The sequence below is a fragment of the Caulobacter radicis genome (assembly GCF_003094615.1).
GTDB classification, from domain to species: domain Bacteria; phylum Pseudomonadota; class Alphaproteobacteria; order Caulobacterales; family Caulobacteraceae; genus Caulobacter; species Caulobacter radicis.
This window is the reverse complement of sequence record NZ_QDKO01000003.1, coordinates 1-24,461: the sequence shown is the minus strand read 5'-3', so window position 1 is coordinate 24,461 and position 24,461 is coordinate 1. Positions and strand designations below refer to the sequence as shown.

The 24,461-nt window shown below is 70.1% G+C and carries 23 protein-coding genes and 1 tRNA gene; 4 read left to right on the top strand and 20 right to left on the bottom strand.

Going from position 1 to position 24,461, the window contains the following annotated elements; all coding sequences use genetic code 11:
• Positions 1-65: 65 nt before the first annotated feature.
• The 4 genes from DDF62_RS00130 to glmU are packed head-to-tail and all read right to left on the bottom strand — an operon-like array spanning position 66 to position 4,821.
• Positions 66-1,316 carry an O-antigen ligase family protein gene (locus DDF62_RS00130; RefSeq protein ID WP_133244860.1) on the bottom strand — a complete coding sequence of 417 codons (1,251 nt, stop codon included), beginning with the start codon at positions 1,314-1,316 and terminating at the stop codon, positions 66-68.
• Positions 1,313-2,710, bottom strand: a complete 1,398-nt coding sequence (gene gor / locus DDF62_RS00125; protein ID WP_116487299.1) for a glutathione-disulfide reductase — start codon at positions 2,708-2,710, stop codon at positions 1,313-1,315. The genes DDF62_RS00130 and gor overlap by 4 nt, the downstream gene beginning before the upstream one ends.
• A 51-nt stretch (positions 2,711-2,761) precedes the next feature.
• Positions 2,762-3,442, bottom strand: a complete 681-nt coding sequence (rpiA, locus tag DDF62_RS00120) for a ribose-5-phosphate isomerase RpiA (protein ID WP_116487217.1) — start codon at positions 3,440-3,442, stop codon at positions 2,762-2,764.
• Entirely contained in the window at positions 3,439-4,821 is a 1,383-nt protein-coding gene (gene glmU / locus DDF62_RS00115) for a bifunctional UDP-N-acetylglucosamine diphosphorylase/glucosamine-1-phosphate N-acetyltransferase GlmU (RefSeq protein ID WP_116487298.1), read from the bottom strand. Before glmU ends, rpiA begins: the two co-directional genes overlap by 4 nt.
• A gap of 65 nt (positions 4,822-4,886) precedes the next feature.
• Here glmU and gph point away from each other — a divergent pair, with 65 nt between their 5' ends.
• The 3 genes from gph to DDF62_RS00100 all read left to right on the top strand — a co-directional run bounded on the left by gph (position 4,887) and on the right by DDF62_RS00100 (position 6,546).
• Positions 4,887-5,612 (top strand): phosphoglycolate phosphatase, encoded by a 726-nt coding sequence (gph, locus tag DDF62_RS00110; RefSeq protein WP_116487216.1) that lies wholly within the window; start codon positions 4,887-4,889, stop codon positions 5,610-5,612.
• A 51-nt stretch (positions 5,613-5,663) separates the two neighbouring features.
• A tRNA-Val gene (locus DDF62_RS00105) sits at positions 5,664-5,738 on the top strand.
• Positions 5,739-5,781: 43 nt separating this feature from the next.
• Entirely contained in the window at positions 5,782-6,546 is a 765-nt protein-coding gene (locus tag DDF62_RS00100; RefSeq protein WP_116487215.1) for a prepilin peptidase, read from the top strand.
• Here the strand turns inward: DDF62_RS00100 and gspN are convergent.
• The 14 genes from gspN to DDF62_RS00030 form a co-directional block, all read right to left on the bottom strand.
• Entirely contained in the window at positions 6,517-7,233 is a 717-nt protein-coding gene (gene gspN / locus DDF62_RS00095; RefSeq protein ID WP_165832130.1) for a type II secretion system protein N, read from the bottom strand. The two genes, DDF62_RS00100 and gspN, sit on opposite strands and share 30 nt — an antisense overlap.
• Positions 7,230-7,706: a type II secretion system protein M gene (locus tag DDF62_RS00090; RefSeq protein ID WP_116487213.1), complete on the bottom strand. Its 477-nt coding sequence runs from the start codon at positions 7,704-7,706 to the stop codon at positions 7,230-7,232. The genes gspN and DDF62_RS00090 overlap by 4 nt, the downstream gene beginning before the upstream one ends.
• Entirely contained in the window at positions 7,703-8,779 is a 1,077-nt protein-coding gene (gspL, locus tag DDF62_RS00085; protein ID WP_244286653.1) for a type II secretion system protein GspL, read from the bottom strand. The genes DDF62_RS00090 and gspL overlap by 4 nt, the downstream gene beginning before the upstream one ends.
• The gene (gene gspK / locus DDF62_RS00080) at positions 8,776-9,750 is read right to left on the bottom strand and encodes a type II secretion system minor pseudopilin GspK (protein ID WP_116487212.1); all 975 of its coding nucleotides are present in this window, start codon (positions 9,748-9,750) and stop codon (positions 8,776-8,778) included. Before gspK ends, gspL begins: the two co-directional genes overlap by 4 nt.
• Positions 9,747-10,337, bottom strand: a complete 591-nt coding sequence (gene gspJ, locus DDF62_RS00075) for a type II secretion system minor pseudopilin GspJ (RefSeq protein ID WP_116487211.1) — start codon at positions 10,335-10,337, stop codon at positions 9,747-9,749. Before gspJ ends, gspK begins: the two co-directional genes overlap by 4 nt.
• Entirely contained in the window at positions 10,334-10,753 is a 420-nt protein-coding gene (gene gspI, locus DDF62_RS00070) for a type II secretion system minor pseudopilin GspI (RefSeq protein WP_244286652.1), read from the bottom strand. The genes gspJ and gspI overlap by 4 nt, the downstream gene beginning before the upstream one ends.
• Positions 10,686-11,162: a GspH/FimT family pseudopilin gene (locus DDF62_RS00065; protein WP_116487209.1), complete on the bottom strand. Its 477-nt coding sequence runs from the start codon at positions 11,160-11,162 to the stop codon at positions 10,686-10,688. Before DDF62_RS00065 ends, gspI begins: the two co-directional genes overlap by 68 nt.
• On the bottom strand, positions 11,146-11,595 hold the full coding sequence (gspG, locus tag DDF62_RS00060; RefSeq protein ID WP_101716211.1) for a type II secretion system major pseudopilin GspG: 450 nt from the start codon (positions 11,593-11,595) through the stop codon (positions 11,146-11,148). The genes DDF62_RS00065 and gspG overlap by 17 nt, the downstream gene beginning before the upstream one ends.
• Positions 11,596-11,607: 12 nt before the next feature.
• The gene (gspF, locus tag DDF62_RS00055; protein ID WP_116487208.1) at positions 11,608-12,819 is read right to left on the bottom strand and encodes a type II secretion system inner membrane protein GspF; all 1,212 of its coding nucleotides are present in this window, start codon (positions 12,817-12,819) and stop codon (positions 11,608-11,610) included.
• Complete coding sequence (gspE, locus tag DDF62_RS00050) at positions 12,806-14,266, bottom strand: type II secretion system ATPase GspE (RefSeq protein ID WP_116487207.1); 1,461 nt, start codon at positions 14,264-14,266, stop codon at positions 12,806-12,808. Before gspE ends, gspF begins: the two co-directional genes overlap by 14 nt.
• Positions 14,263-16,296 (bottom strand): type II secretion system secretin GspD, encoded by a 2,034-nt coding sequence (gene gspD, locus DDF62_RS00045; RefSeq protein ID WP_116487206.1) that lies wholly within the window; start codon positions 16,294-16,296, stop codon positions 14,263-14,265. The genes gspE and gspD overlap by 4 nt, the downstream gene beginning before the upstream one ends.
• Positions 16,293-16,676: a type II secretion system protein N gene (locus tag DDF62_RS00040; protein ID WP_244286651.1), complete on the bottom strand. Its 384-nt coding sequence runs from the start codon at positions 16,674-16,676 to the stop codon at positions 16,293-16,295. Before DDF62_RS00040 ends, gspD begins: the two co-directional genes overlap by 4 nt.
• Before the next feature lie 159 nt (positions 16,677-16,835).
• On the bottom strand, positions 16,836-19,610 hold the full coding sequence (locus tag DDF62_RS00035) for a TonB-dependent receptor domain-containing protein (RefSeq protein ID WP_244286650.1): 2,775 nt from the start codon (positions 19,608-19,610) through the stop codon (positions 16,836-16,838).
• Positions 19,565-21,001 (bottom strand): hypothetical protein, encoded by a 1,437-nt coding sequence (locus tag DDF62_RS00030; RefSeq protein ID WP_244286649.1) that lies wholly within the window; start codon positions 20,999-21,001, stop codon positions 19,565-19,567. Before DDF62_RS00030 ends, DDF62_RS00035 begins: the two co-directional genes overlap by 46 nt.
• A gap of 311 nt (positions 21,002-21,312) precedes the next feature.
• Between DDF62_RS00030 and DDF62_RS00025 the strand changes: the two genes are divergently transcribed.
• Positions 21,313-21,912 carry a CopG family ribbon-helix-helix protein gene (locus tag DDF62_RS00025; protein ID WP_116487203.1) on the top strand — a complete coding sequence of 200 codons (600 nt, stop codon included), beginning with the start codon at positions 21,313-21,315 and terminating at the stop codon, positions 21,910-21,912.
• 1 nt (position 21,913) lies between these two features.
• On the opposite strand, the gene DDF62_RS00020 is transcribed toward DDF62_RS00025, so the two are convergent.
• Positions 21,914-23,248 (bottom strand): LLM class flavin-dependent oxidoreductase, encoded by a 1,335-nt coding sequence (locus DDF62_RS00020; RefSeq protein ID WP_116487202.1) that lies wholly within the window; start codon positions 23,246-23,248, stop codon positions 21,914-21,916.
• A gap of 85 nt (positions 23,249-23,333) precedes the next feature.
• On the bottom strand, positions 23,334-24,230 hold the full coding sequence (locus tag DDF62_RS00015; protein ID WP_116487201.1) for a TauD/TfdA dioxygenase family protein: 897 nt from the start codon (positions 24,228-24,230) through the stop codon (positions 23,334-23,336).
• Positions 24,231-24,461 lie beyond the last annotated feature (231 nt).

Here is a 24,461-nt window from a genome sequence, read left to right as displayed (position 1 = left end):
AAAAGGGAGCGCTCATAGCGCACCCTTGGGACAAAAGCAAAAATCGTGCGGAGAACGACCATATTCTAGCCGTTCGGGGAAATTTCGACCAACTCGCTACTGTATTCGCCGCTCGACAACCGAACCGAGGCGCAGGCGACGACGGCCAGGGCGCCGACGGCGATCCACCACTCCTGCCAGACGCCGAAGCTGAGCGCGCCGACGACCAGATAGCTGGTCAGGGCCGCGCCGCTCATCGCCGCTCCGCCGCGGTCGGTCTCGGCCGCGCGGGTGACCCCGTGGGCCAACCAGCAGAAGAAGGCGCCGGCCAGGGCCGCGCCCACCGCGCCGAGCTCGAGCCAGAGCTGGAGCTGGGCGTTGTGGGTGTGCAGAGGGATGGCGTCGCCGAAGGTCCGGCTGGCGTCCAGGCCCCAGCCTCGGAACGGGTGATCCTGGATATGGTCGGCGGCGAAGGCCCAGATGTTGAGCCGCGCGTCCCAGGACGGCGGGACCAGTCCGTGGAGCCATCCCCAGAACCCGGTCTGGATCGCCCAGAGCACCGCGATCGGAGCGACCATGAACGGGATGGCGATCGCCAGGGTCAGGAGGCGCCCCCCGGCCTTGCCCAGCCCCTTGACCAGCAGCCAGACCACGCCCCCCGCCGCCAGGGCGACCAGGCAGGAGTCGGCGCTCGCCAGGACCGAAGCGGTCAGCACGCCGGCCAGCAGCAGCACGACCGCCGCCTGCTTGCCCCGTCGGGCGAGCGCGGCCGCCGCGGGCCAGAACATCACGGCCATCACGTAGCAGCCGATGGAGATCTTCACCTTGGCCAGGTCGGGACGGATCGGATCACCGCTCAGCACCCGGAACTTCTGGAACATCGCGGCGCCGGTCAGCGCGTCGACGCCGACGAAGACGGCCAGGGCCAGCACGCCGAACCCCATCACCGTGGCGACACGATCGGCCCCGCGCGCCGAGAGACGCAGGGCCGCCGCGGCCGCCGCGCCGTAAAGAGCCAGCTGCAGGAACAGCTTCACGGCCGTCACCTTCTCGACGTCGCCATAGTCCTTGAGGCTGCCGGGAGGCGGCGCCGCGGGGCTCCACGTCATGCTGAAAGCCGCCCAGATCGCGAGCAGCAGCAGGATCAGGGTCGGCGCGGCCGGCGCCCGGGGACGTCCCATGGCCGGCAGAACCAGAAGGCCGGCCAGCGCCATCAGCGGTGCGAAACCCAGCTGCGCGAGATAGCCCAGCAGCGGGGTCATCACGAAGACGAAGACCATGACCCCTGTGAGCCAGGGCGTGCCCTTCTTCTCGGAACCTGCGGCTTTGGTCGTCATACGCCGCCAACCTCGGCCGGGACGTACTTTTCGCGCATGGTCACCAGTTCTTCGGCCAGGGTCGGGTGCACCGCGCAGGTGGAATCCCACTGCGGCTTGGTCACGCCCATCTTCACGGCGATAGCGGCCATCTGGATGATCTCAGGCGCGTCGGGGCCGACCACGTGGACGCCGACAACCTGCTCGTTGTCCTGGCGGACGACCAGCTTCATCAGGCAGCGCTCCTGGCCGCCGTAGAAGGTCAGCTTCATCGGGCGGAAGACGGCGCGATAGACGTCGACCTTGCCGAAGGCGTGGCGGGCCTCGGCCTCGCTCATGCCAACCGCGCCGATCGGCGGCTGCGAGAACACCGCCGATGCGACCAGGTCGTGATCGAAGGCGGTCGGGTTGCCGTAGAACTCGGTCTGGGCGAAGGCCGCGCCTTCCCGGATGGCCACCGGCGTCAGGTTGATGCGATCGGTGACGTCGCCGACGGCCCAGATGCTGTCGACATTGGTCTTCGAGTGCGCGTCGACGGCGATCGCGCCCTTGTCGTCCAGCTTCACCCCGGCGTTCTCGAGGCCGAGGCCCTCGACGTAGGGGTCGCGGCCGGTGGCGAACAGCACCACGTCGCTCTCGAAGGTCAGGTTGTTGTTGAAGGTGCTGACGAGGCCGCTTTCGGTCTTCTCGATCGACTTGTGCGAGCAGCCCAGCACCACCTTGATCCCGCGCTTCTCCATCTCGTCGGCGAGATGGGCGCGGACGTCGTCGTCGAAGCCGCGCAGGATGTTGGAGCCGCGGTAGCAGAGCGTGGTCTCGACGCCGAGGCCGGCATAGATGCCCGCGAACTCCACGGCGATGTAGCCGCCGCCGACCACCAGCACGCTCTTGGGCAGGGTCGGCAGGTGGAAGGCCTCGTCCGAGGTGACGCCATGCTCGGCCCCCTCGAACTCCGGACGAACCGGACGGCCGCCGGTGGCCACCAGGATGCGCTTGGCGGTGTAGCGGCCGGCGTCGCCCTCTGAGCCCTCCTTGGGCAGCACCTCGACGGTATGGGCGTCGATGATGCGGGCCTTGCCGTGAAGCAGGTGGGCGCCGGCCTTGCGCAGGTTGGTGACGTAGATGCCCGACAGGCGCGCGATCTCGACGTCCTTGTCGTGCAGGAAGGTCTTCCAGTCGAAGCTGGCGTCGCCGATCGTCCAGCCGTAGCCCTTGGCGGTCTTCAGCTGGCTGGAGACCTCGCTGGCGTAGACCATGAACTTCTTGGGCACGCAGCCGCGCACAACGCAGGTGCCGCCGACCCGGTACTCCTCGGCCACGGCGACCTTGGCGCCCGACAGGGCCGCCAGCCGCGCGGCGCGCACGCCGCCCGAACCGGCGCCGATGACGAAGAGGTCGAAGTCGTACTCAGCCATCATCGGCTCCGGATCAGAACGAATTTACAGCGACGGGATCGGGATATGGGATCAAGGCAGAAGCTTGACCACCCCTTCGTCGGTCCCGATCAGGGCCTCGTCGGCCAGGTCGAGGAACAGGCCGTGGTCGACCACGCCGGTGACGGCCTTCAGCGCCGCGGCCAGCGCCGCCGGCTCGGCGATCGCGCCCGAAGCCATGTCGTAGATCACGTTGCCGCCGTCGGTGACGACAATGCCCCGATCGGCCATGCGCAGGCGCGGCGGCGGCAGGTCGAAGTCGGCGGCGATGTCGGCCAGACGACGCCCGGTATGGGGGTGACCAAAGCGCACCACCTCGATCGGCAGCGGGAACTTGCCCAGCACCTCTACGTGCTTTGCGGCGTCGGCGATGACCACGCAGCGCTTGGACGCCTCCCAGACCAGCTTCTCGCGCAGCAGCGCCGCGCCGCCGCCCTTGATCAGGGAAAGGCCCGGGCCGATCTCGTCGGCGCCGTCGACAGTGAGGTCGATCGACATGACGTCGTCCAGCGTCGCCAGGGGAATGCCGAGCTCACGGGCCAGGCTGGCGGTCGCTTCCGAGGTCGGCACGCCACGGACGTCGAGCTTGCGGGCGGCCAGGGCCTTGACGAACCAGGCGGCGGTCGAGCCGGTGCCCAGGCCCACGACCATGCCCGGCTCCACCAGCAGGGCGGCGGCTTCGCCCGAAGCCTTCTTCTGTGCGTCGGCGCTCATGCCTTCTTGTCCTTCTTGGCCTGTTTCAGGGCGCGGAACTTGGCCGCCCACCCGGTCTTGAGGGTCTGCGGCGTACGGCTGAGCGCCAGATCGCCGGCGGGGACATCGGCGGTGACCACCGTGCCCGAACCGGTCATCGCCCCCTCGCCGATGCGCACGGGCGCGACCAGGGACGAGTTCGAGCCGATGAAGGCGCCCGCGCCGACATGGGTCTCGAACTTCTCGAAGCCGTCATAGTTGCAGAAGATCGTGCCCGCGCCGATGTTGGCCTTGGGGCCCACGCTGCCGTCGCCGAGGTAGCTCAGGTGGTTGGCCTTGGCGCCGGCGCCGACCTTGACCTTCTTGACCTCGACGAAGTTGCCGATGTGGGCTTCGGGACCGATCTCGGCCCCCGGACGCAGGCGAGCATAGGGACCGATCAGGGCGCCCTCGCCGATCGATGCGCCTTCCAGATGGCTGAAGGCCCTGATCACCGCGCCGGCGGCGATGCTGACGCCCGCGCCGAACACCACGAACGGCTCGACGGTGACGCCGGCGGCGACCTGAGTGTCCCACGACAGGTGGACGGTCTCGGGCGCGGGCATGGTCACGCCCTCGGTCATCAGGGCGGCGCGGCGGCCGGCCTGCCAGACGGCCTCGGCGGCGGCCAGCTCGGCCTGGGAGTTGACGCCCTGCACCGCGGCTTCCGGGGCGAAGGTGGCGCGGGTGGCCAGCTTGCGATCATGGGCGATGCCGACGATGTCGGTCAGATAGTATTCGCCCTTGGCGTTGTCGTTGCCGACGGCGGCCAGCAGGTCGAACAGCTGGGCGCGATCGGCGGCCAGGACGCCCGAATTGCAGTGCTTGAGCGCCAGGACGGCCGGCTCGGCGTCCTTGGCCTCGACGATGCGCAGCAGCACATGGCCCGGAGCCAGCACCAGGCGGCCATAGGCGCCCGGATCGGCGGCCTCGAAGCCCAGAACCGCGACATCGGCGCCGGCGGCCCGCAGGTCGAACAGCGGCGCGATCACCGGCGCGGTCAGCAGCGGGCAGTCGGCATAGGTCACGACCACGTCGCCGTCGAAGTCGGCCAGGGCCTCCTTCGCGGCCAGCACGGCATGGCCGGTGCCCAGCGGCGGGTCCTGCACGACGGTGGCGTCGGGACCCAGGCGCTTGCGCGCATGCTCGCCGACCTGGGGACTATGGGCGCCGACGACCACGACTATGCGCGTGCAGCCCAGAGCCTGCGCGGCGTCGATGGCGTGGTCGAGCATGGCGCGCCCGCCGACCCTGTGCAGCACCTTGGGCGTCGGCGACTTCATGCGCGTGCCCTGGCCCGCGGCCAGGATCACGGCGGCGCGGGGACGGCCCGAGTGATGAGCGGTGGCGATCTGCGTCATGATCGGCGCGACTCCGAAGCGAACCAAAGTTGCATTAGCCGCGCCTTTAGCCGAAAGGCCAGGACATGTCTCTTCCGCACGCCCACGAAACCGTCCTTCGGGATACGACGATCGCCTTCGACCTGGACGGCACGCTGGTCGACACCGCGCCGGACCTGGTCGGGGCGCTGAACACCATCCTCGCCGAGGAGGGCCTGCCCGCCCTGCCCTTCGACGATGTGCGCAAGATGGTCGGACGCGGTGCCAAGGCGCTGCTGGAGCGCGGCTTCGCAGCCGCCGGCGCGCCGCTGGACGCCGAACGGGCGCCCAGGCTGGTCGAGCGCTTCATCGCCATCTATCTGGGCCGCATCGCCCATGAGAGCGCGCCGTTCGAGGGCGTGGTCGAGGTGCTCGCGGATCTGAAGGCCGCCGGCGCGCGCCTGGTGGTCTGCACCAACAAGCTTACCCACCTGTCTGTGGCCCTGCTGGACGCCGTGGACCTGACCCGATTCTTCGACGCCGTGGTCGGGGCCGACGACGCCCCCGCCCCCAAGCCCGACCCGCGCCACGTGCTGGCGGCCATCGCCGCCGTCGGCGGCGATCCGGCCCGCGCGGTCATGGTCGGCGACAGCATCAACGACGTCCTCAGCGCCAAGGCCGCCGGGGTTCCCGCGCTGCTGGTCTCGTTCGGCTATACCGAGGCCCCGGTCGAGACGCTCGGCGGAGATCTGTTGATAGATCGCTTTTCCGAGGTCCCGGAGGCCGCAATCTCGCTTTTGGCCTCTTGCGGCGCGGAAAAGAGCGGTCTATAGCCCCCTTCCTCTCGCGGCGGGGACTTCTTCGGAAGGCCTAGCCCACACGGCGGATGCTTAGCTCAGCGGGAGAGCACCTCGTTCACACCGAGGGGGTCGCAGGTTCAATCCCTGCAGCATCCACCACTCCTTCCCTTCTTCGGACATCTCGTACGGAAGGTCGGCGGCCATGCAGGTTTCCGAGATCTTCTGGACGCTGGCGGCGATCGTGCTGGGCCCATTCGTGGGCAGCTTCATCGGCCTGCTGACCCTGCGCCTGCCCGCCGAGCGGCCCTGGGCGGCGTCGCGCTCGGCCTGCGACGGCTGCGGCCGCAAGCTGGGTCCGCTGGACCTCGTTCCCATCCTCAGCTTCGCCGCCCTGCGCGGACGCTGCCGCGGCTGCGACGCGGCGATTCCCCGTCGCTACCTCTTGCTGGAGCTGGCGTGCCTGCTGATCGGCGCCTGGAGCGCGCTGGCGTTCGCCGGCCCCTTGGCGCTGGCGACGGCGATCTTCGGCTGGTGGCTGCTGCTGCTGGCGGTGATCGACGGCGAGCATTTCTGGCTGCCCGACATGTTGACCCTGCCGCTGGGCGCGGTGGGATTCGCGGTCTCGATCCTGGTGCTGCGAGAACCGGCGTGGACGCCGGTGCTGGGCGCGGCCGTCGGCTTTACGTCGCTGTGGCTGCTGGCCTGGATCTACGAGCGGGTGCGCGGGCGCCAGGGCCTGGGCGGCGGCGACCCGCGCCTGCTGGGCGCGATCGGCGCCTGGACCGGCTGGAGCGCCCTGCCCTCGGTGCTGGTCTGGGCGGGCCTGGCCGGAATCAGCGTCGCCCTGGCGCAGCTGATCCTTCGCCGCCGGGTGACGATGGACCAGCGGCTGCCGTTCGGCGTCTTCCTGGCCATCGGCGCCTGGCTGACCTGGCTGCTAGGACCGCTTCACGGCTTTGTCGGCTGACGGGGCAAGCCGCGTTGCGATGATGCGTCGGACGCCGGCGGCGTCCTTGACGAACCCCCGCTCCAGCGCGGCCTGAACAACCACGGGATCGGCCGTGGCCACCGTGATCTCGGCCTGAAGGCGACCCGCCCCGTCGGCCCGCAAGACAATCGCCGCACCGCCTCCGGCGGTCGGCGTCAGCCGCGCGACCCAGTCGCCGCCCACGCAGGCCGGCGCCCCGGCCAATGTCGCGCCGCCGAGCAATGAATCCTGAGCGGCGCGGAATCGAATTCGGCCGCCGGCCTGTCGGCAGCGTCCATCACGGAAAACCGCGGCCACGTCGCGGACCTCGATCCGCCCGGGCAGGGCATCCGCACTCAGCAGGATCGGACCGCTCAGGGCCTCGACGCCCTTGTCTCGCCCCGCGCGCAGGACGAAGGCCCGATCGGCCGCCGCGTCCCTAGCCCGCAGCCGCACGTCGCCGCCCAGCAGCGCCAGCGGCGAGAGCCCGACATCGTAGGCTCCCAGCCGGCGGCCCTGGGCTGTCGCCAGGTCCACCCGACCGCGCCAGACCGTTCCCGACGCCCGGGTCGCCCGCAACGCCTCTCCATCGGCCAGTCGGTCGGTCAGCAGCGTCACGGGAGCCAGGGCGGCGACCGCCGCGGCGGTGATCCCGGTCAGCACGGCCATCATGATCCAGGTCTTCATCGGGCGGTCCTGGCGAAGCTGACCTCGGCCTCGACGAGGCCGTTGTCGAGGCGCGAGGCCGTGAATCCGGTAACCCCCAGGCGGGCTTCGCGCTCCAGCGCGGCGACCCATGGCAGCAGGACACGGGCGTCGACGGCGGTGATCCAGACGGTGAAGGCGCCGTCGCCCTCCTGACGCTTGCGGGCGATCGGCACGCCCAGGCTTGCGGCGCCGGCCTCGACGATCGCCGCGACCGGACGGGAGTCGGGCTTGGACCGCGCGGCGCGGCCCGAGGCCAGCTTCAGCGCGGCGGACTGCTCGCGGGCCTCCCGCAGGTCCTGGCGGGCGTCGTCGCTCGCGCGCTGGAGGGGCGCGACCACGCCGTAGAAGCCGCCGACGCCCAGGATGGCGGCGGCCATGACGCCCAGCATCACGCGCTCGCGCGGCGTGCGGCCGTCCCACGCCTGGCGCGCGCTTTCGAGGATCCGGCTCATGGCTTGCTCCGCACGATCAGGTCGCTGGTGACGCGCTGGCCTTCGGTGACCGTGCCCTGTTCGGTGACATCGAATCCGCCGGCCTTCAGCGCTTCACGCAGCTGGTCCATGTCGGAATAGTTGGCGTAGGAGACCGACGAGCGGATCGCGCCATCCTGGCCGTGGACCAGGGTGTCCAGCCGCATGCCCGGCACCGCGCGCACGGCGGAAAGGTAGCCGGCGGAAAGCTCGCCAAAACCCTGCCGACGTTCCGCCTGCAACCGGCTGATGGCGTACCGGGCCGGATCGCCGTAGCGCGCCGATTGCGGGACAAGTTGAACCGCAAGAGCCGCATTGCGCCGCTCGATCGCGCGCGCCTCCAGGCCGTCCCTGACGATCTGGGCGAGCGGCAGGACGAGCGGCGAGATCGCGATCACCGCAACGAGCACGGCCAGCCGCCGCCAGCGCAGAACCGGCCCATCCCGACGCGGCGCGAACCGCCCTTGCAGCAGGTCCACGGGCGGTCGCTCCGCGGTCGCCAGAAGCCAGGCGTCCAGCTCGGACGCCGGGATGTAGCGGTGCGGCCGGTCGCCGATGACCGCCGAGGCCAGTTCCGGCTCGACGCCGAACGCCAACCCTTGGCCCCGCACGCCCAACCGCTCGCCGAACGAGGCCAGCACCGTGCGGCCCTCGGCGTCGTCCGGCAGAAGCAGGTAGTCGGGCACGGCGCCAGTGACCTTCACCCCCCGCGCACTGGCCGCCTCCAGGCCCGAACGAAGCACCTCGCGATCGAGCCAGACGACCAGGGCGCGCCCCTCCGCGTCGCGCCCGCCCACCGCCAGATGCAGCCCCTCGGCCCCGGACGCCACGACCTCGCCGATCTGGAACGCCGCCGCCGCCCGCGCCTGGGCGGGACTGCCGCCGGGCAGGTCGAGCCAGCGGGCGACGGCCTCGGCGCCGGGCAGCACGAGCAGGGCCTCGCCGCCGCCCTGCTCGCTGGGCAGCAGCTTGCGGCGCACCGGACCGTGGGCGCCGGGCTCGACGATCTCGGCGGCCTCGTCGGGCCTTTCGGGGAGAAGCAGCAGACGGGTCATTCTTCCAGGGTCCAGCGCCGGGCGACGAGACGGACGCGGCTCGTCGGGCCGGCTTCGAAAAGCGAGGTCATGAAGGTTTCGCCGCCGGCCAGGCCGACGCGGCTTTCGAGCGAGAAGTAGCGGGTGCGGAAGCGGATCTGGTCGCGGACGCCGTCGACCGGCGCCGCGCCCGCCAGGGCCTGCTGCCCCCAGAACGCCTCCAGGTCCGACCAACCGCCGGCCGGACGCGCGGCGATGGCCTGGCGGGCGTTCTCGGGCGACACCGCGCCGAGGGTGATCGCAGACAGCAGGACGGCCCGCTCCTGGGGCAGCGTATTGACGTTGATCGGCGACAGGTCGGTGGTCGGCAGCGCGCAGACGTATGGACGCAGCAGGGCGTAGACCTTGGCGTCGAAGCCTCGCACGGCGCGCAGTTCGCTGACCTCGGCCAGGGGCGCGCCGGCCGTGCGATGGGGCGTCCTGGCCGAGGCGTAGCCGTCGTCCTCCAGCCCGGCCGGCCCGACGTCGTTGCTGTCGATCCACTGCGCCAGGCTTTCGGCCAGGTCGGGACCGTTGGGCATGCCCAACAGCGTCACGAGGCTGGACAGCTGGCGCACGCCCAGTTCGCGGCGGCGGAACGGCTCGCCCTGATTGGCCTCGACCACGCTGTTGAGGTTGAGGCAGCCGGTGGCGTCGGCGACGCGGGCCTGGATCAGGCCGCCCTCGATCGGGAACTCCACGGCGCGACCGTTCCAGTCACCTTCCAGCGATGTCTTGCCGGCGTCGCGGGCCAGAAGCTGGTCGATGCGGGAACGGGCCATCTGCTCGCCGCCAAGAGCGTACCAGCGCGCCTGGCCGGCGACCTGGGCGTTGAACGACCGGCGCAGGCCGAAACGGATATCCTCCAGCACGCCGACGGCGATGACGCCGATGACGGCGACCATCAGCAGCACGGTCAGCAGGGCCGCGCCTTCCTCGCGCCTGCGCTTCATCGCCCTTCCCCCGAGGTGAGGAACAGCTGGTCGACACGCCCCAGGTCGGCCAGCGTCATGTCCAGGCGCACGGCGGTCGGGATGTCGCTCTGCGGATTGCCCTTCCAGGTCGGCGTCCAGGCGGCGTTGAAGAGGAAGGCCGGCTGGATGCCGGCGACGTCGGTCAGCAGGACCTGCGGCGGGCCGAGACGCGCGCCATCCAGCGCTGGACGGGCGCGCCGCTCAAGACGGCCCTCGACCAGCGCGTACTCAACATATTGCAGCGAGGCGCGCGGATCTCCGTCGGGGTTCTCCCAGCCGCGCCGGACGAAGGCCAGCAGCGGTCCGCCGCCGCCCCACGGGTCGCCGCCGGCGAAGGCGGTGATCACCGGCCGCCCATCCTCGCCGCGCGTACGGCGGGCGGCGGCCTGGGACAGGTCGGCCTTGAGGATGGCGCGGGCCCGTTGCAGTTCGGCGTGGCGGTCGACTGTCACCCGCACGGCGCTCTGGTTGGCCAGGGTCGAGCCCATCACGGCCACGCCCGCCGCGCTGATCAGGGCGAAGATCAGCACCGCCACCAGCATCTCGACCAGGGTGAAACCCTTCATCGCGCGCCCCGAAACAGCGAGGCCTGGACCAGCGGCGCGCGAGAGCGGGGCGCGGCCACGGCGATGTCGACGCGGACGATAGCGGGATCGGCGGTGCGGCTGACCTGGCGGGTCCAGGCCCATGGGCGTCCGCCGGCCGTCTCGACGCCGCTGCTGCGCCCGATGGCCAGCGGCGCGGGGCTGGCCATGGCCTCTACCGCACGGTTGTCGAGCACCACCTCGGCCAGCACGCGGTCGGAGAGCCGGCCGCCGGCGCGGGTGTTCTCGCCCGCCAGGTTCAGCAGGGCCAGCACCGCCAGGCTGAAGATCGCCAGGGCGACCAGCAGCTCGATCAGGGTGAAGCCGGCTTCAGAACGGGCGCGGGGCATCGAGCGAGACGTTCCCTGCCAGGTCGACGACGATGGTGCGGCGCGCATTGCCGCGCGTGAAGGTGAACTCGGTGGGGTTGGCCAGGCCCGTGGGATCGAACACCACCACGGCCTGCGGCGCGACGGTGACCTGAGTGCCCGCCTCGAAGGCGCGGGCGCGGAACGGGGCCTCGTCCAGCGGGCGCCAGTCGCGCCCGTCGCGGCGCTCGAACCGATACTCGCCATCGGACGCCACGACCCGCACCTGACCGCCCCGGAACACGGCCTCGTCTCGCGCCCGAAGCAGGGCAGCGGCGAAGCGCTCGGCCTCCTGCGGCAGGGCGGGCCGGCCGTCCGGCAGGGCCAGGACGACGGCGCTGGCCAGCAGGCCCATGATCACCAGCACGATCATGAGCTCGACGAGGGTGAAGCCTCCTCGCCGGCCGGCCTTGCGCGGGATGTCAGCCCCAGTTGCCAATGTCGGCGTCCTTGCCCTCGCCGCCTTCGCGGCCGTCGGCGCCGAACGAGAAGACGTCGATCGCCCCGTGCTGACCCGGCGAGCGGTACTGGTAGTCGTTGCCCCAAGGGTCCTTGGGCAGGCGGCGCACATAGCCGCCCTCGCGATAGCGGTCAGGCTGGGCCAGGCTGGCCGGCGGCGTCACCAGGGCCGCAAGGCCGTCCTCGGTGCGCGGGAAGGCGAAGGTGTCGAGGCGGTAGCCCTCCAGCGCCTGCTCCAGCACCGCCACGTCGGCGCGGGCCTTTTCCTTCATGGCCTTGTCCTGGCTGGGCAGGACGTTGATGGCCACGACGGTGGCCAGAAGACCCAGAATGACGATGACGACCATCATCTCCACGAGGGTGAAGCCGGCTTCGCGGGCGCGGCGGCGGCGGGTCTTGTCAGGGGCGCGCATGGTCTTGGCCTCCTAGTTCATGGCCAGGGTGTTGATCTGCAGGATGGGCAGCAGGATCGAGAGGACGATGGTCGCCACCACGCCGCCGAGCACGACGATGATCGCCGGTTCCAGCAGGCTCAGAAGGGTGGCCGTGAAGGTGTCGAACTCACGTTCGAGATACTCGGCGGCGCGGGTCAGCATGGCGTCGACACGGCCGCTGCTCTCGCCGCTGGCGGTCATGTAGACCAGCACCGGCGGGAAGACGCCGGTGCGGCGCATGGCGGTCGACAGCGAACCGCCCTCGCGGATGCCGGCGATCATGGCGTCCATGCCGCCGCGCAGGGCGGCGTTGCGGACCGTGCCGGCCGTGAGGATCAGGCCCTCCAGCATCGGCAGGCCGCTGGCGATCATGGTCGCAAGCGTGCGGGCCAGCCGCGCGGCGTGGACGTTGCGGATCAGCTGGCCGACGAACGGCAAGCTCAGAAAGAAGCTGTCGGCGCGCAGCTTGAAGGCCGGGTTGCGCAGGGCCCGCCAGTGGGTGAAGGCCAGGCCCGCGGTCACGAGGACAAGCAGCCAGCCGAAGTGCTGGAGGAAGTCGGACAGGCCGATGATGATGCGGGTCAGGAGCGGCAGGGTCTGGCCCATGCTGTCGAACTGCTCGACGACCTTGGGAATGACGAAGACCATCAGCACGGTGACGACCAGGCAAGCGACGCCGGCCAGCACGGCCGGATAAACGAGCGCCGTGGTGATCTTGGCGGCGACCTTCTGCTGCTGGTCCAGGAGATCGGCCAAGCGGTCGAGGATGGTCGGCAGCGCGCCCGAGGCCTCGCCGGCGGCGACCATGGCGCGATAAAGCGGCGGAAAGGCTCCGGCCGGCCGGGCCAGCGCGTCGGACAGGCGATAGCCTTCCAGCACGGCGGCGTGAACCTGCTCGACCACGCGCTTGAGCTTGGGCCGGTCGGCCTGAAGCGCGATGGTGCGCAGGGCCTCTTCCAGGGTCGAAACGGCGACCAGGGTGGCCAGCTGGCGCGTGAACAGCGAGCGGTCGCGCCCGCCCAGGCGGTCGCCGAACATCCCCTGCCCGCTCTTGGCCGCGACGGGAGCATGGGGCGAAACCTTCACCGGCGCCAGGCGGCGGCGCTCCAGCTGCGTGCGGGCGTCGCCCTCGTCGGCGGCCTTGATGCGGCCCGAGCGCGTGGCGCCGGCGAGGTCGAGGGCGACGTAGTCAAAGCTCGCCATCGCGCGCTCCCGCCCCGGTGATGCGCAGCACCTCCTCGACCGTGGTCAGGCCCTCCAGCACGTAGCGGCGGGCCTCGTCCTTCAGGGCGACCTCGACGCCGGCGGCGGCGATCTCGTCCTCGGCGGCGTTCTGGCCGATCAGGCGCCGCACGGCGTCGTCGACGCGCAAGGCCTCGTAGACGCCGATACGGCCCTGGAAACCGGTGTGGCCGCACTCGGCGCAACCGACGGGACGGCGCAGCGGCGTTCCGGCGGGAAGGTCGACCAGGGCGGCGGCCGCCGCATCGGCGGGCTCCTCCACCGAGCACGAGCGGCAAAGCCGGCGCACCAGCCGCTGGGCGATGATCAGGCGCATGGTCGAGGCCAGCAGGAACGGCTCGACGCCCATGTCGCGCAGGCGGACCACGGCCCCGGCGGCGTCGTTGGTGTGCACGGTCGACAGCACCAGATGGCCGGTCAGGCTGGCCTGGACGGCGATCTGAGCGGTCTCGGCGTCGCGGATCTCGCCCACCATCACCACGTCCGGATCCTGGCGCAGGATGGCGCGCAGGCCCGCGGCGAAGGTCATGCCGACCTTGGTGTTGACCTGGGTCTGGCCGACGCCGTGGACGGCGTACTCGACAGGGTCCTCGATGGTCAGGATGTTGCGGCTCTTGTCGTTCAGAAGGCCAAGCCCGGCATAGAGCGTGGTGGTCTTGCCCGAGCCGGTGGGACCGGTGACCAGCACGATGCCGTTGGGCTCGCGCAGCGCCGTCTCCAGCGCCGCCAGCATGCGGGGCGACATGCCGAGATCGGCAAGGCCCAGGCCCGCCTGCTCCTTGTCGAGGATCCGCATCACCACCCGCTCGCCCATGCGGGCCGGCAGGGTCGAGACGCGGACGTCCAGGCTCTTGCCGCCCAGGGCCAGAGAGATGCGCCCGTCCTGGGGAATGCGCTTTTCGGCGATGTCCAGCTTGGCCATCACCTTGACCCGCGAGACCAGCATGGCGGCGATGCGCGGCGACAGGCTGAGGATCTCGCGCAGCACGCCGTCGACCCGCAGGCGCACGACCAGCGCCTGCTCGTAGGGCTCGACGTGGATGTCGGAGGCGCCCGAGCGCACGGCCTCGGCGATCAGGCCGTTGATCAGGCGGATCACCGGGGCGTCGTCCTGCGGATCCAGCAGGTCGGCGGCGGTGGGCATGTCCTCCAGCAGATGACCCAGCGAACCGTCGAAGTCGTCGCCCGAAGCCGAGGCCAGGCCCGCGCCGGCATAGACCTCGGAGAACTTGCGGTCGAAGGCGGCGGTGGCCAAAGGCTGCAACTTCAGGGGGACGCCAAGCGCCCGCCGCGCCTCGATCAGGGCCAGGGGATCGAAGCCCTCGCGCAGGCCGATCGTCGCCTCGCCGTCCAGCGACAGCAGAACGAGGCCATGGCGCTTTGCGAAGCCGTAGTCGAGCGCGGTCATTGCGGCTGGGCCTGGGGCGGAGCCGGCGGGGCCGCGGGCGAGGTGCGCTGGAAGTCGCGGATCACGGCGTCGAGCGAGCTGTCGCCCTCGGGAGTGGTCAGGGCGCTCTCGCGGCGCATGCGATCCAGGCGCGGGCCGGTGACGGCGCGGGCGTCGTCGACCGTCTTGATGATCCGAGGGCGGATGAAGACCATCAGGTTGGTCTTGCCGCGCTCGCGGGCGGTGCTGCGGAACAGGCCCCCGATCCCCGGCAGATTGCCCAGGCCGGGCACCTTCTGCACCGACGAGGTCTCGGTCTGGTCCAGCAGGCCGCCCAGCACGACGATGTCGCCGTCGTCCACGAGGGCCGTGGTCTCGATCTCGCGCTTGTTGATGACCAGTTCGCTGGAGCCGACGCTGACCGGACCGGCCACGGCCGAGACTTCCTGGCGCAGGAACAGGGTGATGCCGCCGCCGGCGTTGATCTGCGGCTTGACCTCCAGCTGCACGCCGACGTTCTGGCGCTGGATGGTGCGGAACGGGTTGGAGTTGGCGTCGCCCAGCACCTCGCCGGTGGTGATCGGCACTTCCTGGCCGACCAGGATACGAGCCTCCTCGTTGTCGAGCGTCATGATCGACGGCGTCGACAGCAGGTTGGAGCCGCTGTCCTTCTTGACCGCATTGATGATCGCGCCGAACAGCACGTCGCCGCTGCGCCCGGCCACGCCGCCGGTGATGCCCGAGGCGTTGAGCAGCGAGTTGATCCCCGCCTGCCGCATGGAGGTCACGGCCTCGGACTCGCCGTCCCTCGGATCGCCCGCCGCGATCGCCCCGGCCAGCGGCAGGAGGCTCGGCGAGGCGTTGGTGAAGTTGGTGGCCATGAACGGAATGGTTCCGTTCGTTCCGCCCAGCAGCAGCTGCACGCCCAACTGCTTGGCGGCGTCGTCGGAGACCTCGACGACGATGGCCTCGACCAGCACCTGCTCGCGGCGCACGTCGAGCTGGCGGATCACCTCGGAGAGCGTGCGCTGGAGCTCCGGCGGGGCGTTGATGATCAGGGCGTTGGCGCCGGGATAGCGGGCGACATTGGCCCGGGCGCTGCCCGGAGCAGCCGCGACGGCGGAGGTCGCGGCGGGGGTCGCGTTGACCGATCCCGCCGCGCCGCCGGCCGGGCGGCCGGCGCTCGGCATGACGGCCGAAGGCGACTGGCCCACCAGCTGTTGCAGCACCGGCAGCATCTGCTCGGCGTTTGCGTGGCGCAGGAAGACGACGCGGACGTCGTCGCTGGACTCGGCGCGGCGATCGAGGTCGGCGATCAGCGGCAAGAGCTTCTGGACGGCGTCGGGATCGCCGCGCAGCAGCACCGAGTTGCTGCTCTCGACGGCCACGACGGTGACCGCGCCCCTGCCCGCCTTGCCGTCGGCGCCGGGCCCGGCGATCAGGTCGTTGATCACCTGGGCGATCTCGCGCGCCGAGCTGTTGGTCAGGGTGACGGTGTGGACGGCGGCGCGGTCCTGGTCGACCTGGGCCAGCAGCGCCCGGATGCGCCGGACGTTGTCGGCGTAGTCGGCCACCACCACCGCCCCGCCCCGGGCGTTGGCCACGACCTGGCCCTGCGGTCCCACCAGGGGTTTCAGCATGTCGGCCGCCGTGGCGGGGTCGAGAGTCCGTAGACGGAACACCTCGGTGGCGAACTGCCCCCCGGCCGCGCTCGGCTGGCGGGCGGCGTTCTCGGACGGCTCGATGCGGTAGACCCCGCCGCCGGCCGGGGTGGCGACCAGGTTGTTGGCCCGCAGCGTGGCCAGGAACAGCTCGAACAGCTCGCGGCGGTCCAGCGGCCCGTTGCTGGTCACCGACACCGTGCCCTTGACCCGCGGATCGATGACGAAGGTGGTGTTGGTCGTCTTGGCCACGTCCTGGATGAAGGCGCGGATGTCGGCGTCCTGGACGTTCAGCACCTGGGTCTGGGCGAGCGCGGGCGCGGCCGACGGCAGGGCCAGCGCGATCGAGGCGGCCGCGGCCAGGATGCGCAGCGTGGGGGCCTTGGTCATGGACGTTCCGGAAACGAGAGGGTCATGCGGGCGCCGGCCCGCGAGAGTTCGACATGGTCGGCGGCGACGGACGCGAGGGTGACGCCGTCGGCGATGCTCTCGCCCACGGCGTAGGACTTCTGGACGCCGTCCGGGCCAGCGATGATCGCCGAACCGCCTCCGTCGGTCTGGCGCACGCCAAACAGCCGGAAGCCCTCGACGCTGACCGCTCCCCCGACGCGCGAAGACGCCCCGGCTGAGCCGAAGGCGTCGAAGGTGGCGAGGATCCCGGGATCGACCGCTCTCTGAACCGGCGCGGCCCTGACCGCCACTGGCGGCGGCGGCGCGGCGACGATCCAGACCAGTCGCGCGATCTGTGTCGCCAGGACGAGCAGCACCATGAGCTCGAGCGCGACGAACGCTCGCGCCCCATGGGTCCGGATTGTTTCGGTCAGCTTTGAGAGCATCAGGATCGGCTTGGTGGTTCAACGGCGACGAGCGCTCCCCGCCCGCCAGGGCGAAGAGCGCCGTCGATCGGCCGCGGTTGGTCTTTCGGAGACCTAGAACCGCGTGGAGAGCGAAACCGAGAAGGTCTGGCCCAGGTCGTAGGTGTTGGCGTCCACCCGGCCGCCGCCCAGCACCTGGTACTCCTCGAAGTCTTCGCCGAGCAGGTTGCGAGCCTTGAAGGTGAACTCCAGCTCGCGGTCCCGGACGTCGAAGGCCTTGCGGTAGGTGAAGTCGACCGTCACGCCCGGTTCCTGCACGAGGTCGGGCTGGTCGGGCCGGCCGCGGGCCGAGATCCGCTTGCTGACATAGGTGGCCAGGATCGTCGCCTGCGAGCGGTTCTCCTCGTCCTCCCAGCCGAACTGGATGTTGGCCAGGTGCTTGGAGAGGCCCTGAAGCTGGCTGCCGTCCTTGACGTAGTCGAGCGCGCGGCGCGGCGCGCCGGCCCCGGCCAGCGGGTAGACGAGGTCGTCCTCGCCCACCTTCACCTGCGAGTCCGAGAAGGTGTAGTTGGCGCCCACCAGCCAGCGCTTGCTGCCAAAGAACGCGCCTTCGAACGGGCTGTCGAACAGCTTCTTGAAGTCCAGCTCGAAGCCGTAGAGCGAGGCCTTCGGCGCATTGACGTAGGTCTGGACGATCGTCGAGCCCTGCTCGCTGACCACCGACTCCACCGGACGATCCAGGTCTTTGTAGAACAGGCCGCCCGACAGGTACTGGTTGGCGGCGAAGTACCACTCGACGCGGGCGTCCAGGTTCAGGAGCTCGGTGTCGGTGAGGTACGGGTTGCCGATGAACAGGCGGTCGGTGTCGGGGTCGAAGTATTGCTGCGGCGCCAGCTCACGGAACTGCGGACGAGCGATGGTCTTCGAGGCCCCCAGACGCAGCTGCATGTCCTCGGCGAAGTTGTAGGTCAGCGTCGCGGCCGGCAGGACGTAGGTCTCTTCCAGCGCGGTCGGCGTGGCCGCGGCCCCGCCGAACAGGTCGACGACCTGGACGGTCTGTTCGGCGTCCTCGACCCGCAGGCCGAAGGAGGTGCGCAGTCGCGGCAGGAACTCCGCATCCACCTGCACGTAACCGGCGTGAACCTTGAGGCCGGCCTCGTAGGCCGCCGCGCCGTCGCCACCGGTGATCTCGGTGAAGGTCAGGTAGCCCTGGGCCAGGTTGTAGTCCGACAGCAGGAAGTCGACCCGCTCGCGCTGGATGGCCAGCGGGATGGCGCCGCCCTGGTAGCGGAAGTCGCGGCGTTCGGCGTCCCGCTCGTTGTCCAGATAGGCGTAGCCGCCGCTGAACTTGGCGTCGCGACCGCTGCTCAGCGGCAGGGTGTAGCCGACGTCGAAGCCGGCGCTGGCCATGGTGTCGTCGAGCGTGCTGAAGCTCGTCGAGTTCTGCTCCTGCGAGGCGGAGTGGTAGTAGACGCCGTTTTCCAGGCGGTAGCGGATGAACTTCTCGTACGGCGCGTCGCGCTCGGACTTGGCGTAGGAGCCGCGCCAATCGAAGTTCCAGGCGCCGAACTCGTGCTTGCCCGAAAGCTGGGTGTCGTAGAGGTTCCGCTCGAACCACTCGGTGTAGGAGTCGAGCACTTCCTGGCCGGCGGCGTAGTCCTCGCCGGCGCGCTGGCGGGCCGACTTGGTGGTGTTGTGGACGTAGAGGTTGGTCCAGCGCACCTGGTGGTCGCCCCACTCCAGGCCCAGGCCCACCAGGCCGTTCACGGTGACGTTGTTGCTGGTGTTGTTGAAGTTGTAGCTGGTGCGCGGCTCCAGCACGCCGTTCTGCTCGAGACCCTGCTGCTGGATCCCTTCGCGCGAGCGCCAGCTGTTCTCGAAGCCGCCGATGGCGACGACGCCCAGGCGCGCGCCCGAAGGAAGCTCGAACGAGCGGCCGGCGCTGACGTCGGCCGAGAAGTTGCCGGGGATCTTGTTCTTGGTCTGGATCAGGTTCAGCGGCGCATTGACCAGGCTGGAACCGATGCGGACCAGTTGAGCGCTCGTGAAGTTGCTGGAATTGATGCGCTTGCCCGTGGCCAGCGCCTCGCGCAGTTCCGGCGGCTTCTTGCGCGTGCCGTCGTCGTAGCCGAGGAAGTCGGTGTCCGAGCCGTAGTAGGTCAGGCCCTTGTTCAGCGTGGTCTCGGTGTTGCCGCCGCCGCCGATCTCGACCTCGAAGAAGGCCTCGTCGGGAATGGCCACGGTCTGCAGGTCGATGACGCCGCCGCCGAACTCGCCCGGATAGTTCGGCGAGAAGCTCTTCTGCACCGTGGCGCCGGCCAGGATGGCCGAGGGGAAGAGGTCGAGCGGCACGACGCGCTGCAGCGGCTCGGGGCTGGGCAGCGGCGAGCCGTTCAGCAGGGCCGAAGAATAGCGCTCGCCAAGGCCGCGCACATAGACGAAGCGGCCCGACACCAGGCTGAGACCGCTGACCCGCGTCAGGGCTTCGGCGGCGGTGCCGTCGCCGGCGCGCTTGAGGTCTTCTTGCGTCAGGAAGCTGGCGACTTCCGAGGTCGTGCGCATCGGCTCGGGGATGTTGCGTCCCAGGACCAGGACTTCCTCGACGGCGACGGGCGCGTCTTCGGGATCGAGCGCCGCGAACTGGCGCGGCGCGGGGGTTTCGGCTGCGCCCGGCTGCGGCTGGGCGGCGGGGGTCGTCTGCGCCATGGCGATCTGCGGCGCGACCAGCGCCGACGTCGCGAGCAGGAGGCCGCTCAGGGGCCGGAACAGCATGTTCATCGGAGGAACCTTGGAATTGTCGGGCGTCGGGAAGCGGGGGCGGCGCACGGCCGCCCCCAACCGGATCAGCAGGTCGAGCCGCTGGTCAGGCCGCAGGTCCAGCCCTGCCACCAGGTGTCGTTGCCGTCCTTGACCGCCCCGATGTAGCCGGGGTTCACGAGGAAGCTGCTGAGGCTGGTGATGTTGGCGTAGGGCGTGCGGGCCGCCTCGTTGGCGCCGTTGATGAAGGTGCCCGTCAGCGTCGAGGTGTGGCTCGACGTGTTGTTGGTGCCGGCGTTGAACAGCGCCGCCACGGCGGTGGCGTCGACGTTGGTGTCGTTGGTGAACGGCGTGGCGCAGGCCAGGGCCACCGAGTGGAAGGCGACCTGGGTGGTGGCGTCGTCGATGTCGACGCAGCCGGCGGTGCTGGCGGTCATCTGCACGACCGAGTTGACCCACACGTTGTTGGTCGAGGTGTTGGCCACCAGCAGGTCGTTGCCCGAGCCGCCGCGACCGATGACGGTCCAGTTGGCGAACTTGGGGTTCGAGCGCGGCGCGGTGCCGGCGCTGCTGGTTTCGAAGGCGCGGTTACCGCCGTTGGCGCGCTGGACGATGATGCCGAACTGCAAGGCGCCGTTGTAGCCGGTGTCGGTGTCGATGCTGTCGTCGTCGTTGCCGGTCAGGACCAGGTACTTGCCGTTGACGTTGCCGCCGAAGAACTCGATGCCGTCGTCGCTGCTGTTGTGCACCTGGATATGGTCGAAGGTGGTGCCCGAGCCGACGCCGGCCAGGGTGATGCCGTTCAGCTCGTTGTTGGCGACGATGACGAAGCCCGAGTGCTGGACGCGCAGATAGCGCATGACGCCGCTGTTATCCTGCAGGCCGCTGCCGCCGTAGAAGGCGTTGGTGCCTTCGACCTGGGCTTCGCAGCCGGCCGTGCCCGGCGTGGCGCCGGCGCCCGAGCAGTTGCTGATCGGCGCGCGGCCGAGAATGACGAGACCGCCCCACTGGCCGATCGAGTCGACGCCCGTCTGGCCTTCGATGCTCTGCTTGCTGGTGAAGACGATCGGGTTGGTGGCCGTGCCCTCGGCGAAGATCTGCGAGCCGCGGTTGACGACGATGTAGTCGAGACCGGCCGAGCCGAAGACCTTCACGCCGGCTTCGACGGTGATCACGCCCTTGGCGCGGCCGGCGATCGGCGCGTTGGGGTCGCCGCCCTGGTCCTGGCCGACGTCGACACGGCCGCTGACCGAATAGACGGTGCCGGCGCGCAGCGGCACGACGAGGTTGCCGGTGATCAGTTGCGGCAGCTGGCAGTTGCGCAGCGTGCCGTTGGCTACGGTGCCGACATTGGCGAAGCCGGTCGGGCAGTCGGCGGCCGGCGTGCCCGGAGGCGGGGTGGTCGGATTGGTCGGGTTCGTGCCGCCGCCGTTGCCGAAGCCGCCTTCACCCGGAGACGCGACGCCGTCGGCGCCGCCGCAGCCCGCAAGCGCCAGGGAGGCGCTCAGCGCGAGCGCGATCAAGCTAACGTTTCCAACGCGGTTCATGACGGTTCTCCATTGGGCAGCCGCAAACAGGGCGGCGGAGACCCCCGGTCCCCACCAATGGAAAAGCCTCGCCCTTCCCGCCCTGGATCGGCGGGCTACAGAGCCGCGAAGACAGTTAGCCCAAAGTTTTGTGACACATTTTCTGAGCAATAATTTGATACAAAGCCGTAATGATCAGAATCCAGAAATTGGTCTTATGTCTAAAATAGAGCGAACCATGCGCTCTTCTTCAGACATCTGCGCGAAGCGGAAATCATCGCGACGCCTGACCTTGAAGCGGCAGACCGATGACGCATTTCGGCTTCCAGTTACCCGATGAACTCGCCGAACAATTCGATGCCTACGCCGAAACGCGCGGCGGACGTTCGGCGGCCCTGCGGGCCCTCGTCTCGCAATGCCTGTCGGAGGGGGCCAGCGCGCCGCCGCGACCGACGCCCGAACCGGTCAGCCAGGCCCAGACCAGCTCTGTGGCGGTGCTGCTGACCAGGGACGACCGGCTGCGCCTCGACGAGGAATGCCAGGTCACCGGCATGACGCGCGGCCAGTGGCTCGTGGCCTGCGCCCGCAACCGGCTGCACGGCACCCGCCATTTCGGCCAGGTCGACAGGGACCGGATCGCGCGGATCGCCCGCGAGATGCGCGAGATGAAGTCCAGCCTTCACCGCTACGCCAGCGCCATCCAGCGCGCCCCACGCGACCTGGCGGTCGTCGAGAAGCACCAGAGCCTGATCGGCCACCTGTCGGCCCAGGTCGAACGCGGCCTGCGCGCCATCGAAGGCGCTTTCCGCGGTAACGACCACTACTGGAGCGGCAAGCCCGCCGAGCCTCGCCCGACCGAGGATCGGCGCATCGCCCCCGCCGCGTCGGCGGCGGAGGCGTCGCTCTAGCCTATTCGGCGGCGGCCAGCGCCCCGGCGTAGCGATTGACCGGGAAGTCGAGGCCCAGGTTCTCGCGGAAGGTCGTCCCCTCGTAGTCGGTGCGATAGATCCCCCTCGCCTGCAGGATCGGCACGACCAGCTCGACGAAGGCTTCCAGCTGGCCCGGCAGGCTTTCGAACAGCACGAAGCCATCGGCGGCGCGGCCGTCGAACCAGGCTTGCAGACTGTCGGCCACCGCTTCCGGCGCGCCGACGAAGTGGCCGCGCGGGGTGGCGAAGCGCAGGGCCGTCTCGCGCAGGGTCAGGTTCTCGGCCTTCACGGCGGCGACGATGCGGTTGACCGAGCTCTGGTTGGAATTGGCCCCGAACGCGGCCGCCTCCAGCGGGAACGGGCCGTCGGGATCGTGCTGGGAGAAGTCGTACTCGTTGAACGGCCGCGCCAGCATCGACAGGGCGTTGTCGAGCGACACCAGTTCGGTCAGCTCCTTGTAGAGGGCCTCGGCCTCCTCGGCGGTGCGGCCGACCACCGGCCGGGCGGCGGGCAGGACCTGCAACTGGTCGGCGTCGCGGCCGAAGCCGGCGGCGCGGGCCTTGATGTCCTTGTAGTAGGCCTGGGCGGCGTCGAGATCCTCGTGCGAGACGAAGATCGCGTCGGCGCGCCGGGCGGCGAAGGCCTTGCCATCCTCGGACGCGCCCGCCTGGAAGATCACCGGCTGGCCCTGGGGCGAGCGGCTGATGTTCAGCGGCCCCTTCACCGAGAAGAACTCGCCCTTGTGGTCCAGCGTATGCAGCTTGTCAGGATCGAAGAACTGGCCGCCGGCCTTGTCGAAGGTCAGGGCGTCGTCCTCCCAGCTGTCCCAAAGCCCCTGGACGACGTCGAGATATTCGCCGGCCAGGCGGTAGCGGACGTCGTGGGCGTAGTGCTTCTCGCGGCTGTAGTTGGCGGCGCTGCCTTCGAGCCACGAGGTGACGACGTTCCAGCCGGCGCGGCCGCCGCTGATGTGGTCCAGCGAGGAGAACTGGCGGGCGACGTTGAACGGCTCGCTGTAGCTGACCGTCAGGGTGCCCACGAGGCCGATGTTGCTGGTGGCGCCGGCCAGGGCCGACAGGATGGTCAGCGGCTCGAAGCGGTTGAGATAGTGCGGGCTCGATTTCTCGGTGATGTAGACGCTGTCGGCGACGAACAGGAAGTCGAACTTGCCGGCTTCGGCGACCTGGGCCTGGCGCTTGTAGAACGAGAAGTCTGTGCTGGCGCCGGGATGGGCGTCGCGATGGCGCCAGTCGCCCCAGCCGGGGCCGACCCCGTGCAGGATGAAGCCGAGCTTGAGTTGGCGAGGCTGGGACATCGGGCCGTTCCGTTGGCTGAAAGTGAAGGAGCCTGCTTACGAAGCCCCCTGCCCGCGATCCAACGAGATGGTCTCAAGCCCCTGATCAGGCTCGGAAATAAGGCGCATCGCCCTTGATCGTCACCCGCTCGACGACGCGCTCCACCGGCCAGTAGTCGAGCACCGCGTAGTGCTGGGTGGCGCGGTTGTCCCAGAAGACGATGGCGTTGGGGCTCCAGCGGAAGCGGACCTGGTATTCGGGCGCCTTCACCCGGTCGAGCAGTTCGGCAAGCAAGCCGGCGGCCTCGTCCTCGGGCAGGCCCAGGATCCGCGTCGTGAAGACCTTGTTGACGAAAAGGTGCGGCTGCCCGGTTTCGGGGTGGGTGCGCACCACCGGATGGGCCTGGGGCGGATAGGCCGCCCGCAGTTCCTGCCGCTTGGCCTCGTCGATGCGGTAGCCGTAGCTCTGCAGAATGTCGTGCTCGGCCGTAAGGCCCGCCAGCTTGTCCTTCAGGGCCTGCGGCAGGTCGGCATAGATGGCGGCGGTGTCGGCGAACAGGGTGTCGCCGCCCGACGGCGGCAAGGTGCGGGCGCGCAGCACCCCGCCCATCGACGGCGCGGGACGGAAGGTGACGTCGGTGTGCCACTTGTTGGCCGCCCGCACGATCGGGACGATGGCCTCGCGCAGCTTCATGCCGTCGGCGGCCTCGATGTGCAGGATCTCGGGATAGCCCGGCACGTGGGCGGTGACCGGATGGCCCTCCAGGTCGCCGAAATAGCGGCCGAAGCGGACATGGTCCTCGTGGCTGATGTCCTGGTCGCGGAAGAACACCACCTTGTGGCGCAGCAACGCCGCGCGGATGGCCGCGACGATCTCGGGTTCAAGCGGTTTCGTCAGGTCGAGCCCGGAGATCTCGGCGCCCAGCACCGGGCCGGCGGGCGTGACCGTCAGGCCGGCATAGTCGGGCGCGTCGCCCGCTGAGATCGGGGTCAAGGCGTTCATTGGCGTCCTCCCGGGGGCGTCGCCGCTTCGAGAACGACGTTATCCTACTGTAGGCATGGGAATTGAATGGGCTCAAGTGCGGGGGCTTAGGCAGAGCCCAGACGCTCCCCCTGAAGGGGAAGCTGTCGCCCCCGGGTCCGGCCAAAGGCCGGCCCGAGGATAAACTCCGCCGACTGAGGGGGAAGGGATTGCTGGGTTTGGTGCGGTCGCTGTCTCATCAGGTACTTCCCC

Bases quoted from the DNA above. Each gene is read 5' to 3' on its own strand.
- gspF (WP_116487208.1), bottom strand. From the start codon at position 12,819: ATGGCGAGCTTTGACTACGTCGCCCTCGACCTCGCCGGCGCCACGCGC.
- DDF62_RS00040 (WP_244286651.1), bottom strand. From the start codon at position 16,676: ATGGTGCTGCTCGTCCTGGCGACACAGATCGCGCGACTGGTCTGGATC.
- gor (WP_116487299.1), bottom strand. From the start codon at position 2,710: ATGGCTGAGTACGACTTCGACCTCTTCGTCATCGGCGCCGGTTCGGGC.
- DDF62_RS00100 (WP_116487215.1), top strand. From the start codon at position 5,782: ATGCAGGTTTCCGAGATCTTCTGGACGCTGGCGGCGATCGTGCTGGGC.
- DDF62_RS00020 (WP_116487202.1), bottom strand. From the start codon at position 23,248: ATGTCCCAGCCTCGCCAACTCAAGCTCGGCTTCATCCTGCACGGGGTC.
- gspG (WP_101716211.1), bottom strand. From the start codon at position 11,595: ATGCGCGCCCCTGACAAGACCCGCCGCCGCCGCGCCCGCGAAGCCGGC.
- gspI (WP_244286652.1), bottom strand. From the start codon at position 10,753: ATGCGCGCCGCACCATCGTCGTCGACCTGGCAGGGAACGTCTCGCTCG.
- gspK (WP_116487212.1), bottom strand. From the start codon at position 9,750: ATGAAGCGCAGGCGCGAGGAAGGCGCGGCCCTGCTGACCGTGCTGCTG.
- glmU (WP_116487298.1), bottom strand. From the start codon at position 4,821: ATGACGCAGATCGCCACCGCTCATCACTCGGGCCGTCCCCGCGCCGCC.
- gspL (WP_244286653.1), bottom strand. From the start codon at position 8,779: ATGACCCGTCTGCTGCTTCTCCCCGAAAGGCCCGACGAGGCCGCCGAG.
- gspD (WP_116487206.1), bottom strand. From the start codon at position 16,296: ATGACCAAGGCCCCCACGCTGCGCATCCTGGCCGCGGCCGCCTCGATC.
- DDF62_RS00025 (WP_116487203.1), top strand. From the start codon at position 21,313: ATGACGCATTTCGGCTTCCAGTTACCCGATGAACTCGCCGAACAATTC.
- gspN (WP_165832130.1), bottom strand. From the start codon at position 7,233: ATGAAGACCTGGATCATGATGGCCGTGCTGACCGGGATCACCGCCGCG.
- DDF62_RS00015 (WP_116487201.1), bottom strand. From the start codon at position 24,230: ATGAACGCCTTGACCCCGATCTCAGCGGGCGACGCGCCCGACTATGCC.
- gspJ (WP_116487211.1), bottom strand. From the start codon at position 10,337: ATGAAGGGTTTCACCCTGGTCGAGATGCTGGTGGCGGTGCTGATCTTC.
- DDF62_RS00090 (WP_116487213.1), bottom strand. From the start codon at position 7,706: ATGAGCCGGATCCTCGAAAGCGCGCGCCAGGCGTGGGACGGCCGCACG.
- gph (WP_116487216.1), top strand. From the start codon at position 4,887: ATGTCTCTTCCGCACGCCCACGAAACCGTCCTTCGGGATACGACGATC.
- gspE (WP_116487207.1), bottom strand. From the start codon at position 14,266: ATGACCGCGCTCGACTACGGCTTCGCAAAGCGCCATGGCCTCGTTCTG.
- DDF62_RS00130 (WP_133244860.1), bottom strand. From the start codon at position 1,316: ATGACGACCAAAGCCGCAGGTTCCGAGAAGAAGGGCACGCCCTGGCTC.
- rpiA (WP_116487217.1), bottom strand. From the start codon at position 3,442: ATGAGCGCCGACGCACAGAAGAAGGCTTCGGGCGAAGCCGCCGCCCTG.